Origin of the sequence: Halomonas salipaludis (genome assembly GCF_002286975.1) — a bacterium.
GTDB classification, from domain to species: Bacteria; Pseudomonadota; Gammaproteobacteria; order Pseudomonadales; family Halomonadaceae; genus Franzmannia; species Franzmannia salipaludis.
The window spans coordinates 26,669-41,690 of sequence record NZ_NSKB01000013.1 but is presented as its reverse complement, the minus strand read 5'-3'; the positions used below and the strand labels follow the sequence as shown (position 1 = coordinate 41,690).

The 15,022-nt window shown below is 64.5% G+C and carries 12 protein-coding genes; 6 read left to right on the top strand and 6 right to left on the bottom strand.

Going from position 1 to position 15,022, the window contains the following annotated elements; all coding sequences use genetic code 11:
- Window position 1: 1 nt before the first annotated feature.
- The 5 genes from CK498_RS23780 to hutI form a co-directional block, all read right to left on the bottom strand.
- The gene (locus tag CK498_RS23780; RefSeq protein ID WP_095623336.1) at window positions 2-1,549 is read right to left on the bottom strand and encodes an HAL/PAL/TAL family ammonia-lyase; all 1,548 of its coding nucleotides are present in this window, start codon (window positions 1,547-1,549) and stop codon (window positions 2-4) included.
- The gene (locus tag CK498_RS23775; RefSeq protein ID WP_095623335.1) at window positions 1,542-3,131 is read right to left on the bottom strand and encodes a BCCT family transporter; all 1,590 of its coding nucleotides are present in this window, start codon (window positions 3,129-3,131) and stop codon (window positions 1,542-1,544) included. The genes CK498_RS23780 and CK498_RS23775 overlap by 8 nt, the downstream gene beginning before the upstream one ends.
- 115 nt (window positions 3,132-3,246) lie before the next feature.
- Window positions 3,247-4,932, bottom strand: a complete 1,686-nt coding sequence (gene hutU, locus CK498_RS23770; protein ID WP_095623334.1) for a urocanate hydratase — start codon at window positions 4,930-4,932, stop codon at window positions 3,247-3,249.
- A 17-nt stretch (window positions 4,933-4,949) separates the two neighbouring features.
- On the bottom strand, window positions 4,950-5,894 hold the full coding sequence (hutG, locus tag CK498_RS23765) for a formimidoylglutamase (protein ID WP_095623333.1): 945 nt from the start codon (window positions 5,892-5,894) through the stop codon (window positions 4,950-4,952).
- Entirely contained in the window at window positions 5,887-7,107 is a 1,221-nt protein-coding gene (gene hutI / locus CK498_RS23760; RefSeq protein WP_095623332.1) for an imidazolonepropionase, read from the bottom strand. Before hutI ends, hutG begins: the two co-directional genes overlap by 8 nt.
- A gap of 330 nt (window positions 7,108-7,437) precedes the next feature.
- Here hutI and CK498_RS23755 point away from each other — a divergent pair, with 330 nt between their 5' ends.
- Entirely contained in the window at window positions 7,438-8,778 is a 1,341-nt protein-coding gene (locus CK498_RS23755; RefSeq protein ID WP_095623331.1) for a YjiH family protein, read from the top strand.
- A 51-nt stretch (window positions 8,779-8,829) separates the two neighbouring features.
- On the opposite strand, the gene hutC is transcribed toward CK498_RS23755, so the two are convergent.
- On the bottom strand, window positions 8,830-9,546 hold the full coding sequence (gene hutC, locus CK498_RS23750; RefSeq protein WP_095623330.1) for a histidine utilization repressor: 717 nt from the start codon (window positions 9,544-9,546) through the stop codon (window positions 8,830-8,832).
- 304 nt (window positions 9,547-9,850) lie between these two features.
- On the opposite strand from hutC, the gene CK498_RS23745 reads away from it, so the two are divergent.
- The 5 genes from CK498_RS23745 (at window position 9,851) to CK498_RS23725 (ending at window position 15,019) form a co-directional block, all read left to right on the top strand.
- The gene (locus CK498_RS23745) at window positions 9,851-10,387 is read left to right on the top strand and encodes a cytidylyltransferase family protein (RefSeq protein WP_095623329.1); all 537 of its coding nucleotides are present in this window, start codon (window positions 9,851-9,853) and stop codon (window positions 10,385-10,387) included.
- A gap of 62 nt (window positions 10,388-10,449) precedes the next feature.
- Window positions 10,450-11,853 carry a c-type cytochrome gene (locus tag CK498_RS23740; RefSeq protein ID WP_095623328.1) on the top strand — a complete coding sequence of 468 codons (1,404 nt, stop codon included), beginning with the start codon at window positions 10,450-10,452 and terminating at the stop codon, window positions 11,851-11,853.
- A gap of 3 nt (window positions 11,854-11,856) precedes the next feature.
- On the top strand, window positions 11,857-13,644 hold the full coding sequence (locus tag CK498_RS23735) for a cytochrome c oxidase subunit I (RefSeq protein ID WP_095623327.1): 1,788 nt from the start codon (window positions 11,857-11,859) through the stop codon (window positions 13,642-13,644).
- Entirely contained in the window at window positions 13,641-14,312 is a 672-nt protein-coding gene (locus CK498_RS23730; RefSeq protein WP_229359201.1) for a cytochrome c oxidase subunit 3, read from the top strand. The genes CK498_RS23735 and CK498_RS23730 overlap by 4 nt, the downstream gene beginning before the upstream one ends.
- Window positions 14,313-14,314: 2 nt before the next feature.
- A complete protein-coding gene (locus CK498_RS23725; RefSeq protein WP_217987850.1) occupies window positions 14,315-15,019 on the top strand; it encodes a cytochrome c oxidase subunit 3 in 705 nt (234 codons plus the stop codon).
- The last annotated feature ends 3 nt before the right edge of the window (window positions 15,020-15,022 follow it).

Below are 15,022 nucleotides of genomic sequence, written 5' to 3'. Positions count from 1 at the left end.
TCTACCTCTTACCAGGATATAGGTGGGGGGCAAGCTCGATGAAGGGGGCCTGCCGTGACGCATCGCGAAGCAGGTCGCAAGCGGCCTGCAGGTCCAAGTGCAGGGCATGCTCCTCCGCGTAGAACGGAATCGCCGCCCGCAGCGTCCTCCAGGCCAGTTCGGTGCCCGATGCAACGTCCCGGTCATCGATCAGGTCGAAGGCCTGAGCGGCCAGCAAGTACTCGATAGCGAGCACCTGGAAGGCGTTGTCGAGGGCCTGGTCCAGCTTCAGGGCGGCGCTTTCGCCCAGGCTCAGGTGGTCCTCTTGCAGGCCGGAGGTCAGGAAATTGTCGGTAACCGCGGGCTGGGCCAGGCGCTTGTTGTCGGCGACCAGCGAGGCGGCCGAATACTGGGCGATCATCATGCCCGACTTGACCCCGCTCTCGGCCGTCAGGAACGGCGGCAGCCGACTGGCCTGGGGCGTTACGAGACGATAGGCGCGGCGTTCGGAGATCGAGCTCCACTCGCACACGGCGATTGCCAGGAGATCGCATGCCATGGCCACCGAGGCGCCGTGCGGATTGGCCTGTGATACGACGCGGTAACCATCTGCTGCAGTGATCACCAGGGGGTTGTCGGTTGCCGAATCCAGCTCATGGTTGATCTGCCTGACGGCATGATCGAACTGGTCGCGGCAGGCACCATGCACCTGGGGCATCGCGCGCAGACTGAGCGCGTCCTGGAGGTGCTGGCCCCGGCAGCGTGCGAGGCGGCGGCTGCCCTGCAGCAGTCGGCGCAGGTTGTCCCCGGCATGCTGGACGCCCTCATGCCGTTTGAGGCGTGTCACCTCGGGTAACAGGGCATCCTGCTGGCCGCCCAGGGCCTCGAAGCTCATGGCGCCGATGACATCGGCCCAGGCGGCCAGGCGAGCGGTATCGTCAAGCGTCAGGCAAGCCAGGCCGGTCATGGCCGGGGTGCCGTTGACAAGGCTGAGGCCATCCTTGGGGCCGAGGCAGAGAGGGGCCATGCCGATGGCATCCAACGCTTGCTTGGCTGGCATCCGCTGGCTGCGGAACTCGACCTCACCGTGGCCGATCAGGGTCAGGCCGATGTGCGCCATGTGGGTGAGGTAGCCGACCGAGCCCCGCGAGGGTACGACGGGGGTGATGCCCTCGTTCAACAACTGTAGTAGTCCCTCTACCAGCGTGGGGCTGATGCCGGAGTAGCCATGACTGTAGTTGATGACGGCACAGCACAGGATCGCCCGGACCTGCTCCGTGCGCAGCGGCGCACCGACGCCACAAGCATGGCTCATCAGCGTGTGGTGCGAGAGGCGTTGCAGCTCGTGTCGCTCGAGTACCACGTCGCACAGGGCCCCCAGGCCGGTATTGATGCCGTAATGGGGCGTATCCGAAGAGGCGATCTCCTCGACAGCCTGGCGTGCCGCGGCGATTCGTTCCCAGGCGACCGAAGACAGCGACAGGGAGGCCCCGTGGCGCGCGACCTCGACCACCTGCTGCCAGTCTGTAGGCATTGCGCCGAGCTCGATATGTCGCAAAGAGTTACTCATAGGCCTCATCCGCCTGCTGGTCCAGGGCAACTGATTGCTGTTCAGGAGATCCTCGCATGATAAAGACCTTTGCCGCCGAGGCCACGATCAGCGCGAACAGGAACAGCACGGTGAAGCCGCCAGCCGCAGCCAGGAACTTGATGCCATCCACGCCCTGGGCACCACCACCGAAGGCCACCATGATGTAGGCGATGACGCCGATCGAGAGTCCCCAGAGAATCTTCTGCTTACGGGGGGGCTCTTCGTTTGCCGTCATGTTCTTGGTGCAGATGGTGGCGATGGTCGAGGACATCGAGTCCGCGGCGGTGGAGAAGGAGATGATCAGGGTCAGGATAGCCAGCGGAATCAGTAGGGCGGATAGCGGCAGATGCTGCAGGAAGCCCCAGAGACCCGATACCGCGCCGCTCTCGGTCACTACCTCGACCAGATCCAGGGTGCCATCCATCTGCCACTTGATGGCTGACCCGCCCCAGATGGCGAACCAGACAATGCCGAATGCCGAGGGCAGGATCCAGTTGATGACGAGGAACTCACGTAGCGTCCTGCCGTAGGAGATTCGCGCCAGGAACAGCCCCATCAGCGGTGCATAAGCTATCCAGATCGACCAGTCGTACATGGTCCACCAGGTCACCAGGGCCTCACCTCCTGACTCCTTGGTGTCGAACGACCACAGGAAGAAGTTATCGAGCCAGTAACCCAGGCTGGTCACCGACAGGCTGAGGATATAGTTCAGCGGACCGATGATCAGCAGGATGGCGACGAAGGCGTAGAAGATATAGGCATTGATCGATGATAGTACGCGGATGCCTCGCTTGAGTCCGGAAAGCGCCGAGGTGATGAAGATGGCCGAGATGACCAGCGTCAGGATCAACCAGGTGGTGGGGTTAGAGGCGATGCCATATTCGACCTCGAGGCCGGAACTGATCAGGGCCAGGCCAGCGCCCAGCGACGAAGCGAGCCCCAGGGCGATCGCCAGTACAGAGATGATATCGACCACCGCGCGAACCAAGGGCTTGCGTTCGGTATTGCCGAGAATCGGTGTCAGGGTCGACGAGATCGAGAAGCGCTGTTGGCGGTTGAAATGCATATAGCCGATCATCAATCCAACGATGGAGTACATGGCATAGGGAATGAAGCTCCAATTATGAAAGCTCCTGGCCAGCGCGAAGATTGCAGCTTCGGCACTGCCGGGCTCGAAGGCCTGATTGCCGATCTCGCCGTAGACGTTGCCCAGATAGATGATCGGCTCGTTGACCGAGTAGGTGACGACCCCCGTGGCGATACCGCCGGTCAGCGCCATGGCGAAGGTCGTTGCCATGGAAAAGGTGGGCTTGGCATGTTCGCCACCCAGGCGAATGTTGCCGGCCTTGGAGAAGAAGATGTAAGCGGTGATGCCTAGCGTTGTTACGGCCAGTAACTGATAGAGCCAGCCGAAGTCGGACAGCGAGAGGTAGAATAGCTGTCTGGCGACACTGACCAGCAACTCGTTGTTGGCAAGTCCAATGGTGACGGCCAGCAAGATGATGGCGAAGGCCGGTATGAAGACCTTGCGGTTCAGACTTTTCTTACCTTGTGTTGACATAGGAGATCCCCCGTTGGGTGTTGTTGTTCTGACGTCATAGAGCGGTGCCGACATGCTTGCGGTACGTCGGCACCGTCAGGTGTCATGTATAGAGGTGTCGGTATCCCCGTGAGGGTTACTTGAGCATCGGCAGGTCGAGGCCGTTGTCGCGGGCGGACTGCTTGGCGATATCGTAGCCGGCGTCGGCGTGGCGCATCACCCCGGTGCCCGGGTCGTTGCGCAGCACCCGGCCGAGGCGGGCGTGGGCGTCATCGCTGCCGTCGGCGACGATCACCACCCCAGCGTGCTGTGAATAGCCCATGCCGACGCCGCCGCCGTGGTGCAGCGAGACCCAGGTGGCGCCGCCAGCGGTGTTGAGCAGGGCGTTGAGCAGCGGCCAGTCGGAAACGGCGTCGCTACCGTCCATCATCGCCTCGGTCTCGCGGTTGGGGCTGGCCACCGAGCCGGAGTCGAGGTGGTCGCGGCCGATCACGATGGGCGCTTTGAGTTCGCCATTGGCGACCATCTCGTTGAAGGCCTGGCCGAGGCGGGCGCGATCCTTGAGGCCGACCCAGCAGATCCGTGCCGGCAGCCCCTGGAAGCTGATCCGCTCGCGGGCCATGTCGAGCCAGTTGTGTAGGTGCGGGTCGTCGGGGATCAGCTCCTTGACCTTCTGGTCGGTCTTGTAGATGTCCTCCGGATCGCCGGACAGCGCCACCCAGCGGAACGGACCGATGCCCTGGCAGAACAGCGGGCGGATATAGGCCGGCACGAAGCCGGGGAAGTCGAAGGCGTTCTCCACACCCTCTTCCTGGGCCATCTGGCGGATATTGTTGCCATAGTCGAAGGTCGGCACGCCCATCTGCTGGAAGTCGAGCATGGCCTGCACATGCACTGCCATCGACTGCTTGGCAGCCTTGACCACCGCGGCGGGCTCGGACTTGCCGCGGGCCACGTACGCGTCCCAGGTCCAGCCCGACGGCAGGTAACCGTGCAGCGGGTCGTGGGCGCTGGTCTGATCGGTGACCATGTCCGGGCGCACGCCACGCTTGACCAGCTCGGGCAGCACCTCGGCGGCGTTGGCGCACAGGCCGATGGAAACCGCCTTGCCTTCGGCGGTGTAGCGCTCGATGCGTGCCAGGGCATCGTCGAGGTCGTCGGCCTGTTCGTCCAGGTAGCGGGTGCGCAGGCGGAAGTCGATGCTGGTCTGCTGGCACTCGATGTTCAGCGAGCAGGCCCCGGCCAGGGTCGCCGCCAGCGGTTGAGCGCCGCCCATGCCGCCGAGGCCGGCGGTGAGGATCCAGCGCCCGCTGAGCTTGCCGTCGTAGTGCTGGCGCCCGGCCTCGACGAAGGTCTCGTAGGTGCCCTGGACGATGCCCTGGGAACCGATGTAGATCCACGAGCCGGCGGTCATCTGGCCGTACATCATCAGGCCTTTCTTATCCAGCTCGTTGAAGTGCTCCCAGTTGGCCCAGGCCGGCACCAAGTTGGAGTTGGCGATTAGCACCCGCGGGGCGTCCCTGTGGGTCTCGAAGACGCCCACCGGTTTGCCCGACTGGATCAGCAGCGACTGGTTGTCCTCGAGGCGCTTGAGGGTCTCGATGATGGTGTCGAAGCACTGCCAGTCGCGGGCGGCGCGGCCGATGCCGCCGTAGACCACCAGGTCCTCGGGGCGCTCGGCGACGTCCGGGTGAAGGTTGTTCATCAGCATGCGCATGGGGGCTTCGGTGAGCCAGCTCTTGCAGCTGAGCTGGCTGCCGGTGGGGGCGGCGATCTGGCGCGACGCATCGTGTCGCGGGTCGATGCTCTGGTGGTCGTTCATGGCGGTCTCCTGTGGGGTCAATCCAGGGTCAGTAGGTGGATCAGGCGTGCCGCCGCACGGGCGGTGCGCTGGTCGATGTCGTGGTCGGGGTTGAGCTCGGCGAGGTCGGCGAGGCGCAGCTTGCCGCTGTCGCGTACCGCCTCGATAAGCGGTTCGAGCAGGGCCAGCGGGATGCCGCGGGCTGCTGGCGCACTGACCCCGGGGGCTTCGGCGGCGGGCAGCACGTCGAGGTCGATGGTCAGGTAGAGGTGATCGCAGCGCGCCATGAAGCGCTCCAGGTCGCGCTGGATGGCCTCGAGCCGGGGCGGCTGGAAGTCGCGATCCTCGTGCACCAGTACGCCCAGCTCCCGGGCGCGATGGAACAGCGCCTGGGTATTGGCGGCACGGCTCACCCCCAGGCAGGCATAGCGGAACGGCCAGCCGCGGGCCTCGCAGGCCTCGGCGATCTGCGCGAAGGGCGTACCGGAGGAGCGCACATGCGCCGGGTCGCGCAGGTCGAAGTGGGCATCGAGATTGATGATGCCGACCCGAGGCCTCTGTTCGCCGCTGGCGTCGAGGTGGCGGGCCAGCCCGGACCAGCTGGCGAAGGCGATCTCATGGCCGCCACCGAGGGCGATGGGACGCTGGCCCGCCGCGAGCAGGGTGGCCAGCCGCTCGGCGAGGCGCGCCTGGGCGGCTTCCATGTCGGCGTCGCCGTGGCAGGTCACGTCGCCGGCGTCATAGACCGGCGCCTGGCGGTGCCAGGCCAGCGGCGCCAACGCCTGGCGCAGCGCGCGAGGCCCCTTGGCGGCGCCGATACGCCCCTTGTTACGCGCCACGCCGGCATCGCAGGCGAAACCCAGCAGGGCAACGCCAGGTGGGCTGTCCGGCATCAGCGGCTGGATCGCTTGATGCCAGCGCAGGCTGTCGGCCTCGGGGTCCTCGCGGCCTGCCCAGGCCGACATATCGATGGACTTAGTCATGACGAAGCGCTCCGTTAAAGATCCGCTGGCGTAGCCGGCCGGGCTGCACGGCATAGGCGAGGGCCGCCGGGGTGTCGACGTCCCACAGGCACAGGTCCGCCGGGGCGCCGGCCTGGATACGGCCGAGGCCTTGTTCGGCGAGTCCGAGTGCCTGGGCGCCGTGGGCGGTCATGCCGGCCAGCGCTTCCTGAGGCGTAAGGCGGAACAGGGTGCAGGCGAAGTTGAGCATCAGCGTCGGGTCGAAGATCGGCGAGCTGCCGGGATTGGCGTCGGTGGCTACGGCCATCGGCACGCCGGCGCGGCGCAGGGCGTCGATGGGCGGCAGCTGGGTCTCGCGCAGGGTGTGGTAGGCGCCGGGCAGCAGCACGGCGACGCTGCCGGCGTCGCGTAGGGCGGCCACGCCGGCCTCGTCCAGGTATTCGATATGGTCGGCGGAGAGGGCACCGAAACGCGCCGCGGCGGCGCTGCCGCCGAGGCTGGAGAGCTGCTCGGCGTGGGCCTTGATGGGCAGGCCGTGGTCCTTGGCGGCGGCGAAAACCCGCTCGCACTGGGCTACCGAGAAGGCGATCTTCTCGCAGAACACGTCCACTGCGTCGGCCAGGCCGTCGGCGTCCGCGGCGGGGATCATCTCTTCGCAGACCAGGCGGATATAGCCATCGCTGTCGTTTGCGAACTCCGGCGGCAGGGCGTGGGCGCCGAGCAGGGTGGTGACCACTCGCACCGGCAGCGCCTCGCCCAGGCGGCGTGCCACGCGCAGCATCTTGAGCTCGTCGCTGACCGTCAGGCCGTAGCCGGACTTGATCTCCACCGTGGTCACGCCCTCGGCCATCAGTGCTTCGAGGCGCGGCCGGGCGGCAGCGAAGAGTTCGTCCTCGCTGGCCGCGCGGGTGGCGTTGACGGTGCTGAGGATGCCGCCGCCGCGGCGGGCGATCTCCTCGTAGCTGACGCCTTCGAGGCGCTGCTCGAATTCATCGGCCCGCGAGCCGCCAAACACCAGGTGAGTATGACAGTCCACCAGGCCGGGGGTCAGCACGCCGCCGCGGGCCATTTCGCGGCACTCGGCGAGCCGTGCATCGTCCGCCCGGGCCATGGGCACCACCTGGGCGATACGGTTGGCCTCGACGATCACCGCCATCGGCTCGGGGTGGGTGCGATGGCCGTCGAAGAGCGTGACGTCGCGCCATAGCGTGGCGGTTGGCTGAGTGCCTGACATAGGGCCTCCTGCTTGCAATGGTCTATTTGTATATACATTTAGCCGGGCACGCTGGCGACGTCAAGTGCGGTGTCGGCATGTCGTTGTCACGGCTTGCTCACAAGATTGACGAATTATTCTTATTTCATTGATATTAAATATTTTTTATTTCTTTTCCTGGCGGCTATCAAGTGCGCCTCAACGGACTTGATAAGACTAAAGTATAGTCGCTCGGGTGGCGTCGGGATTGGCAGGAATGGTTGATGCATTGTATATACATATTGTCGGTGTCCTTGCCGTCCGTGCGATTTCCGCTACTGCCAACCAGACAACCAGAGGGAGTCACTCCCCATGTCAGACCACCACACCGCAAGCGATGGGGGCCGTCCCAGGGCAACCGCCCGGCCCGCTAGCGTGCTCAAGCTGTTTCTGCCCAGCGCGCTGGGCATCCTGATCTTTTTCGTGCCGGTGACCATTGCCGGCAGTACCACCATCCTGCTCGACCATATGGTCACCGGCGCGCGAACTCTGCTCGGTGACCTGAGCGGCTTCTACGCCCTGGCGTTGATCGTGGCCGGTGCCGCCTATCCGCTGGTCAAGGGCTACTGGAACCGCAGTCTTACCGAGCGCATTTTCAGTGTGTTGAAGATTGCCGGGGTAGCCGCGGCGCTGATGGCGATGACCGGCTGGGGGCCAGGCTTCCTGCACGAACCCGACATGCTGCCGTTCCTGTTCGAGCGGCTGGTGATCCCGGTTGGGCTGATCGTGCCGATTGGTGCGGTGTTTCTGGCGCTGCTGATCAGCTACGGGCTGCTGGAGCTGATCGGCGTGCTGCTGCAGCCGATCATGCGGCCGGTGTGGCGCACCCCGGGGCGCAGCGCCATCGATGCAGTGGCGTCCTTCGTCGGCAGCTACTCGATCGGGCTACTGATCACCAACCGGGTCTATCAAGCGGGTCAGTATTCGGCGCGCGAGGCGGCGATCATTGCCACCGGCTTCTCCACGGTGTCGGCGACCTTCATGATCATCGTCGCTCGCACCCTCGACCTGATGAGCGTATGGAATCTCTATTTCTGGCTGACTCTGGCCATCACCTTTATCGTTACAGCGGTGACAGTGCGCCTGCCGCCATTGTCACGGATGGACGATAGCAAGTCGGACGGCGAGCCCGAGGCGCTGCCCGGCAAGCGGCTCTCCACCGCCTGGCACACCGGGCTCGGAGTCGCCGAACAGGCGCCGGGCCTGCACCGCAGCGTGGCGCTCAATGTGCGCGAGGGGCTGGTGATGGCGATCAGCATCCTGCCGTCGATCATGTCGGTGGGGCTGCTGGGCCTGCTGTTGGCCAAGTACACGCCGTTGTTCGAATGGCTGGGCTGGCTGTTCTACCCGTTCGTGGCGATCTGGGGGCTCGATGACGGTGCGGCCCTGGCCCAGGCCTCGGCGGCGGGGCTCGCCGAGATGTTCCTGCCGGCGCTGCTGATGGCGGAAGCCGAGTTCGTGGCGCGCTTTGCCGCCGGGGTGGTGTCGGTATCCGGGGTGCTGTTCTTCTCAGCGTCGATCCCGTGCATCCTCTCCACCAGTATTCCGCTATCGGTGGCTCGCATCGTGGTGGTGTGGTTCATGCGCGTGGCATTGAGCCTGCTGCTGGCGGTGCCAGCGGGGTATCTGGCCCTGGCGCTATCCGGGGGGTAATGCGTCGCGGTTCAACACGGCCGGGCCGATGCCCGGCCTTCGATGTTCTGCTCAGGAGCCGTTGCGGTGCACCGAGGAGCGCAGCTTGTAGCGCTCGCCGGGATGAATCAGCCGGGCGTAGCTGATCAGATGCTCGCCGGACCAGGTGCGGCGGATCATGCTCAGGCAGGGGCGAGTGGTCTCGGTGTCGAGATGGCCGGCGGTGGCGGCATCCACCAGCACCGCTTCGACCACGTGTTCGATATCGGTGATCGGGCAGGCCGCCACCAGCACCTCGTTGGGGGTGTGACGCGAGAAGTCGTTGGCCAGGTAGTCGGGCACCCAGCGCGGGTTGACGTAGCGGTCCTCGAGCTGGATCGGTATCGCGTTCTCGCAGTGCACGATCAGGGTGTGGAAGACCTGGGTACCGAGACGCACGCCGAGGCGCAGGGCGACCTCGTCGTCGGCGGCGATGGCGTCGCTGGCGAGCACCTGGTTGGTGTAGGCGTGGCCGCGGCTGCGTACCTCCTCGGCGATGTTATGCACTTCGACCAGCGATGACTCCGCCTTGCGGTCGGTGACGAAGGTGCCGAGCCCGGGTTGGCGGGTCAGGTAGCCCTGCTGCACCAGGTCGCGAATCGCCTTGTTGGCGGTCATGCGGCTGACGCCGAAGTCGCGGGCCAGCTGTTCCTCGGGGGGAATCTGATGATGTGCGGGCCAGATACCGCCATGGATGTTCTCCAGCAGGTGCTGCTGAATCTGCAGATAGAGCGGGGGGGAGCTGCCCATGGTCGGCGCCGGGTCCTGTGTCGAGTGGTGGTTGATCGGCTATCGGTGATCGGCAGTTTACCCGTCAGTGGCGGCGTTTTCATCCTAGTGTATCAGCGGCGCGCATCCCGTTAGTCATAATCGACATAAAAGAAACTTGCTTGAATGTAATATATAGACAACCTTGATAAAGACAAATCCAACTAAGCGGGTCGTATATGACGCCGTGATAGTTTAGGGATGAATTATCAAGTAAGCGACTGCACTAGTTCACGGTGCGCCATGTCGCGTTGCGTCGCCCGCACCCGATCGAGGAGGGCATGTTATGCAGCGCCTCTACTTTCTCACCCCCGACCTGGATACTACGGTCAATATCGCCCATGAGTTGGAGGATCTGGGGTTGTCCCAGAATGAAGTGCACGTTACCGGGCGCGACTGGGTGCATCTCAAGGAGCGTGGCGTCAACAATGCCACCTTGCGCCAGACCTCCGATGTGGGGCATGCCGCCTTGCGTGGCCTGCTGTTCGGCATCCCGCTGGGCTGTGCGCTCGGGGTGTTGGTCTACTACGTGCTGGGCGAGGGCCTCGGTGACATCGGGATCAGCGTGGTGATCGCCGGCATGGGCGTGTTCGGTGGCCTGTTTGGGGTCTGGACCAGCACCATGATCGGGGTTTCGGTTCACGACGTGAAGGTCGACAAGTACGAGGACGAGATCGAACGCGGCGCCTTTCTGATGATGGTGGACGTCTCCAACGAGCGCGAGTCGAAAGTCTACTCGGCGATTCACCGCCACCACCCCGAGGTGATTATCGACAAGGTGACAGCGGAAGAGCGACGCCATCACTGTGGTACTGGGGTTTAAGTTACATAAAGAAGCCTGATGGTGGGCTGACAATAATATAGGCGTGAACAAGGGGGCAGCCGATGGCAATAGCGATTGCGGTCATCGTATTGGCGGTGGGCTCGGTACTGTTCTTCTTTTTCAGCCCCTGGTATCTCACCCCGCTGGCCTCCAACTGGGGGGCGATCGACGACACCATCCAGATCACCCTGTGGGTCACCGGCACGGTGTTCCTGGCGGTGAACCTGTTCCTGGCCTATGTGATCGTGCGCTACCGCTTCAACCAGCGTCGGCGCTCCCAGTACGACCCTGAGAACAAGTCGTTGGAGGTGTGGCTGACCGGTATCACCACGCTGGGCATTGCCGGCCTGCTGGCACCTGGCCTGGTGGTCTGGGCGTCTTTCGTAACCCCCCCTGAGGATGCCCATGAGGTCGAGGTGGTGGGCCAGCAGTGGCACTGGAGTTTTCGCTTCCCGGGCGAGGATGGCCGTTTCGGCTCGGCCCATAATCGCTTTATCGATGAGCACAACCCCTTTGGCCTGATCGACGACCCGGCGGGCCAGGACGATATCCTGATTACCGCGCCACACCTGCTGCTACCGGTGGATCGGCCGGTCAAGATGGTACTGCGCTCCAAGGACGTGCTGCACAACGTCAAGGTGGCCAACTTCCGCGCCAAGATGGACATGGTGCCGGGGCAGACCTCCTATTTCTGGTTCACGCCCACCGAACTCGGCGAGTACGAGATCGTCTGTGCCCAGCTATGCGGCATCGCGCACTTCGCCATGCGCGGGCGCATCGAAGTGGTCGAGCAGGAGACCTTCGACGCCTGGCTCGCCGAGCGGCCCACCCATGCCGAACTCGCCGACCGTGCGCCGGGTGACCCCGAGGCAGGCGAGGCGCGCTACGCCAGCTGCGCTGCATGCCATGGCGCCGAAGGGCAGGGCAATCAGGTCCTAAATGCACCCAAGCTAGCGGGGCTCGACGCCTGGTACCTGGAGCGTCAGCTCGAGCTGTTCCGCAGCGGGGCTCGTGGCACCCATGAGGACGACAGCTACGGGCAGCAGATGCGTCCGTTCGCCAGCATGCTGCCGGACCGCCAGGCGATAGCCGACGTGGCGGCCTATATCGAAACCCTGCCCGACCAACCGCTTCAGGCCAGCCTGGATGCCGGCGACCCCGAGCGCGGTGCACGCCGCTATCGCACCTGCGCCAACTGCCATGGCCAGCAGGGGCAGGGCATCCGCGCCACCAACGGTCCGCGCCTGGCGGGTATGCCGGATTGGTACCTGGAGCGCCAGTTGCAGAACTTCCGGCAAGGGATTCGCGGGCGTCACCGCGAGGATCCCTACGGCAACCAGATGATCGAGATGGCCCAGGTGCTGGTCGACGAGCAGGCGGTCAGCGACGTGGTGGCCTACATCATGACCCTGCCGCAGCCCAGCGGCGAGGTGGCGGCGGTGACGTCAGCGGCTAGGGAGGAGTAGGCGATGGCAGACCATGGACAGCACAGCGTGCCCCACGCCCCGGCGGGGGAATTCGACGACATGGAGCTGGTGCACCCCAAGACCTTTATCGGCAAGTACATCTGGAGCCAGGATGCCAAGGTGATCGCCATCCAGTATGGTGTGACGGCCATCGCCATCGGGCTGGTGGCACTGGTGCTGTCGATCCTGATGCGCTTGCAGCTGGGGTTCCCCAATACCTTCTCGTTGATCGACCCATCCAGCTATCTGCAGTACGTCACCATGCACGGCATGATCATGGTGGTCTACCTGCTCACCGCACTGTTCCTGGGCGCTTTCGGCAACTACCTGATCCCGCTGATGTGCGGCGCCCGGGACATGGCCTTTCCCTACCTCAACATGCTCAGCTACTGGTTCTATCTGGCCGCCGTGCTGATCCTGATGGCCAGCTTCTTCGTGCCGGGGGGCGCCACCGGCGCCGGCTGGACACTCTATCCCCCCCAGGCGATCAGCCCCGGCACGCCGGGCATCGACGGCGGCATCCTGCTGATGTTCGCGTCGCTGTCGGTGTTCATCGCCGGTTTCACCATGGGCGGGCTCAACTACGTGGTCACGGTGCTCCAGGCGCGTACCCGCGGCATGACGCTGATGCGCCTGCCGCTGACCATCTGGGGGATCTTCATGGCCACGGTGATGGCGCTGCTGGCTTTCCCGGCGCTGCTGGTGGCAATCCTGATGATGCTCTGCGACATGCTGCTGGGCACCAGCTTCTTCATGCCGGAGATGCTCAATCTGGGCGAGCAGTCCGGCCATGAGGGCGGCAGCCCCTTGCTCTACCAGCATCTGTTCTGGTTCTTCGGCCATCCCGAGGTGTATATCGTCGCGCTGCCGGCGTTCGGCATCGTCTCCGACATCCTCGCCACCCATGCGCGCAAGAACATCTTCGGCTACCGCATGATGGTGTGGGCGATCATCATCATCGGCGTGCTCAGCTTCGTGGTCTGGGCCCACCATATGTTCGTCAGCGGCATGAATCCCTACTTCGGTTTCCTGTTCGCCACCACCACCCTGATCATCGCCGTGCCCACCGCGATCAAGGTCTACAACTGGGTGCTCACGCTGTGGCGCGGCAATATCCGCCTGACGGTGCCGATGCTGTTTGCCATCGGCTTCATTTTCACATTCGTCAACGGTGGGCTCAGCGGGCTGTTCCTGGGCAATGTCACCGTCGACGTGCCACTGGCGGATACCTACTTCGTGGTCGGCCATTTCCACATGGTGATGGCGGTGGCACCGGTGCTGGTGGTGTTCGGCGCGATCTACCACTGGTACCCCAAGATCACCGGTCGGATGATGGACGACACCCTGGGCAAGGTACACTTCTGGGTCACTTTCCTGGGCACCTATGCGATCTTCTACCCGATGCACTTCATGGGTTTCGCTGGCGTGCCGCGCCGCTACTACGGCTACGGCGAGACCGGCTATATCGCCGACTCGATGCAGACCCTCAATGCCTTCATGAGCGTGGCGGCGATCATCGTCGCGTTGGTGCAGCTGGTGTTCTTCTACAACCTGGTGCGCAGTTACTTCCACGGCCGTGAAGCGGGGCCCAATCCTTGGCAGGCCACCACCCTGGAGTGGCAGACCGAGCACACCCCGCCGCGCCACGGCAACTTCGGTGCCCAACTGCCGGTGGTCTACCGCTGGGCCTACGACTACAGCGTGCCCGGCGCCAAGCAGGACTTCCTGCCTCAGAACATGCCACCCGAGGCGGTCGAAGCCGATGACGCAGCGCCAAGGAGGTCGTCATGAGCATGACCGTCTCGCTGGTGTTCCTGGCGGTGCTGATGGCCGCGTTCGGTGGCTGGCTGTTCAGTCACTCGATCAATGTGCGCCCCTGGGAGGCCCAGGCAGCTGGCGTGGAGAGCCGCCAGATGCCACGTGCGGCGACCGCCCCGCGGGTGGGCTTGGCGGTGTTTCTGGCGGTGGTCACCTCGCTGTTCGCGCTGACCATCAGCGCCTACCTGATGCGTCAGGAGATGGCCCACGACTGGCGGCCACTAGCGGTGCCCGGCTTGCTGTGGTGGAACAGCGCCTGTCTGGTGCTGGGTAGCGTGGCGCTGCAGCTGGCCTGGCGCGCCGCCCGGCACGAGCAGCCGGCACGGCTGCTGCGTGGGCTGCTGGCTGGGGGCGGTTTGACCATCGCCTTCATTCTCGGCCAGGCGCTGGCTTGGTGGCAGCTGCAGGCCGCGGGTCACTACCTGGCGGCCAATCCGGCCAATGCGTTCTTCTTTCTGCTCACGGCGCTGCATGCCGTGCATCTGCTCGGCGGGCTGTTCGTCTGGTCGCGCTGCCTGTTCCGACTACAGCAGGGCGCCACGCCTGGCGCCATACGCCAGAGCGTCGAGCTGTGCGCGCTGTACTGGCACTTCCTGCTGGTGGTGTGGGGCATTCTGTTCGTTCTGCTGCTGAGGACATGAACATGGCGAATCCCGATTCCAACGCCTCGTCTCCCCACGGTGCCGCCGGGTTAGTCCGCGACTGGTCGGCGGAGCGGCGGGTGTTCGACGTGCCTTGGGGCAAGGCGATGATGTGGTTGTTCATCCTCAGCGACGTGTTCATCTTCGCCTGCTTCCTGGTTGGCTACATGGTGCTGCGCATGTCCACTGTGGAGCCTTGGCCGGATGCCAGTGAGGTGTTCGCGCTGACCATCGCCGGGCAGTCGATCCCGCTGCTGTTGATCGCCATCATGACCTTCATCCTGATCTCGAGCAGCGGCACCATGGCCCTGGCGGTGAAGTACGGCTATGCCAACGACCGTCGCAAGACCGCCGCGCTGCTGTTGGTCACGGCGCTGCTCGGGGCCAGCTTCGTCGGCATGCAGGCCTTCGAGTGGGCGATCCTGATCGGAGAGGGCGTACGACCCTGGGAGAACCCCTGGGGTGCAGCCCAGTTCGGTGCGGTGTTCTTCCTGATCACCGGCTTTCACGGCACCCATGTCACCATCGGCGTGATCTTCATCGTGATCATGGCGGTCAAGGTGATGCGCGGCTCGCTGGATGGCCAGCGACCCGGCTTCCTCACCGGCCGCAAGGGCAACTACGGGATGGTCGAGAGCCTGGGGCTATACTGGCATTTCGTCGACCTGGTGTGGGTATTCATCTTCGCGTTCTTCTATCTGTGGTAGGAG

What these genes read in the sequence shown, in the direction of transcription:
- CK498_RS23780 (WP_095623336.1), bottom strand. Translation starts at nt 1,549, where the DNA reads ATGAGTAACTCTTTGCGACATATCGAGCTCGGCGCAATGCCTACAGAC.
- CK498_RS23775 (WP_095623335.1), bottom strand. Translation starts at nt 3,131, where the DNA reads ATGTCAACACAAGGTAAGAAAAGTCTGAACCGCAAGGTCTTCATACCG.
- hutU (WP_095623334.1), bottom strand. Translation starts at nt 4,932, where the DNA reads ATGAACGACCACCAGAGCATCGACCCGCGACACGATGCGTCGCGCCAG.
- hutG (WP_095623333.1), bottom strand. Translation starts at nt 5,894, where the DNA reads ATGACTAAGTCCATCGATATGTCGGCCTGGGCAGGCCGCGAGGACCCC.
- hutI (WP_095623332.1), bottom strand. Translation starts at nt 7,107, where the DNA reads ATGTCAGGCACTCAGCCAACCGCCACGCTATGGCGCGACGTCACGCTC.
- CK498_RS23755 (WP_095623331.1), top strand. Translation starts at nt 7,438, where the DNA reads ATGTCAGACCACCACACCGCAAGCGATGGGGGCCGTCCCAGGGCAACC.
- hutC (WP_095623330.1), bottom strand. Translation starts at nt 9,546, where the DNA reads ATGGGCAGCTCCCCCCCGCTCTATCTGCAGATTCAGCAGCACCTGCTG.
- CK498_RS23745 (WP_095623329.1), top strand. Translation starts at nt 9,851, where the DNA reads ATGCAGCGCCTCTACTTTCTCACCCCCGACCTGGATACTACGGTCAAT.
- CK498_RS23740 (WP_095623328.1), top strand. Translation starts at nt 10,450, where the DNA reads ATGGCAATAGCGATTGCGGTCATCGTATTGGCGGTGGGCTCGGTACTG.
- CK498_RS23735 (WP_095623327.1), top strand. Translation starts at nt 11,857, where the DNA reads ATGGCAGACCATGGACAGCACAGCGTGCCCCACGCCCCGGCGGGGGAA.
- CK498_RS23730 (WP_229359201.1), top strand. Translation starts at nt 13,641, where the DNA reads ATGAGCATGACCGTCTCGCTGGTGTTCCTGGCGGTGCTGATGGCCGCG.
- CK498_RS23725 (WP_217987850.1), top strand. Translation starts at nt 14,315, where the DNA reads ATGGCGAATCCCGATTCCAACGCCTCGTCTCCCCACGGTGCCGCCGGG.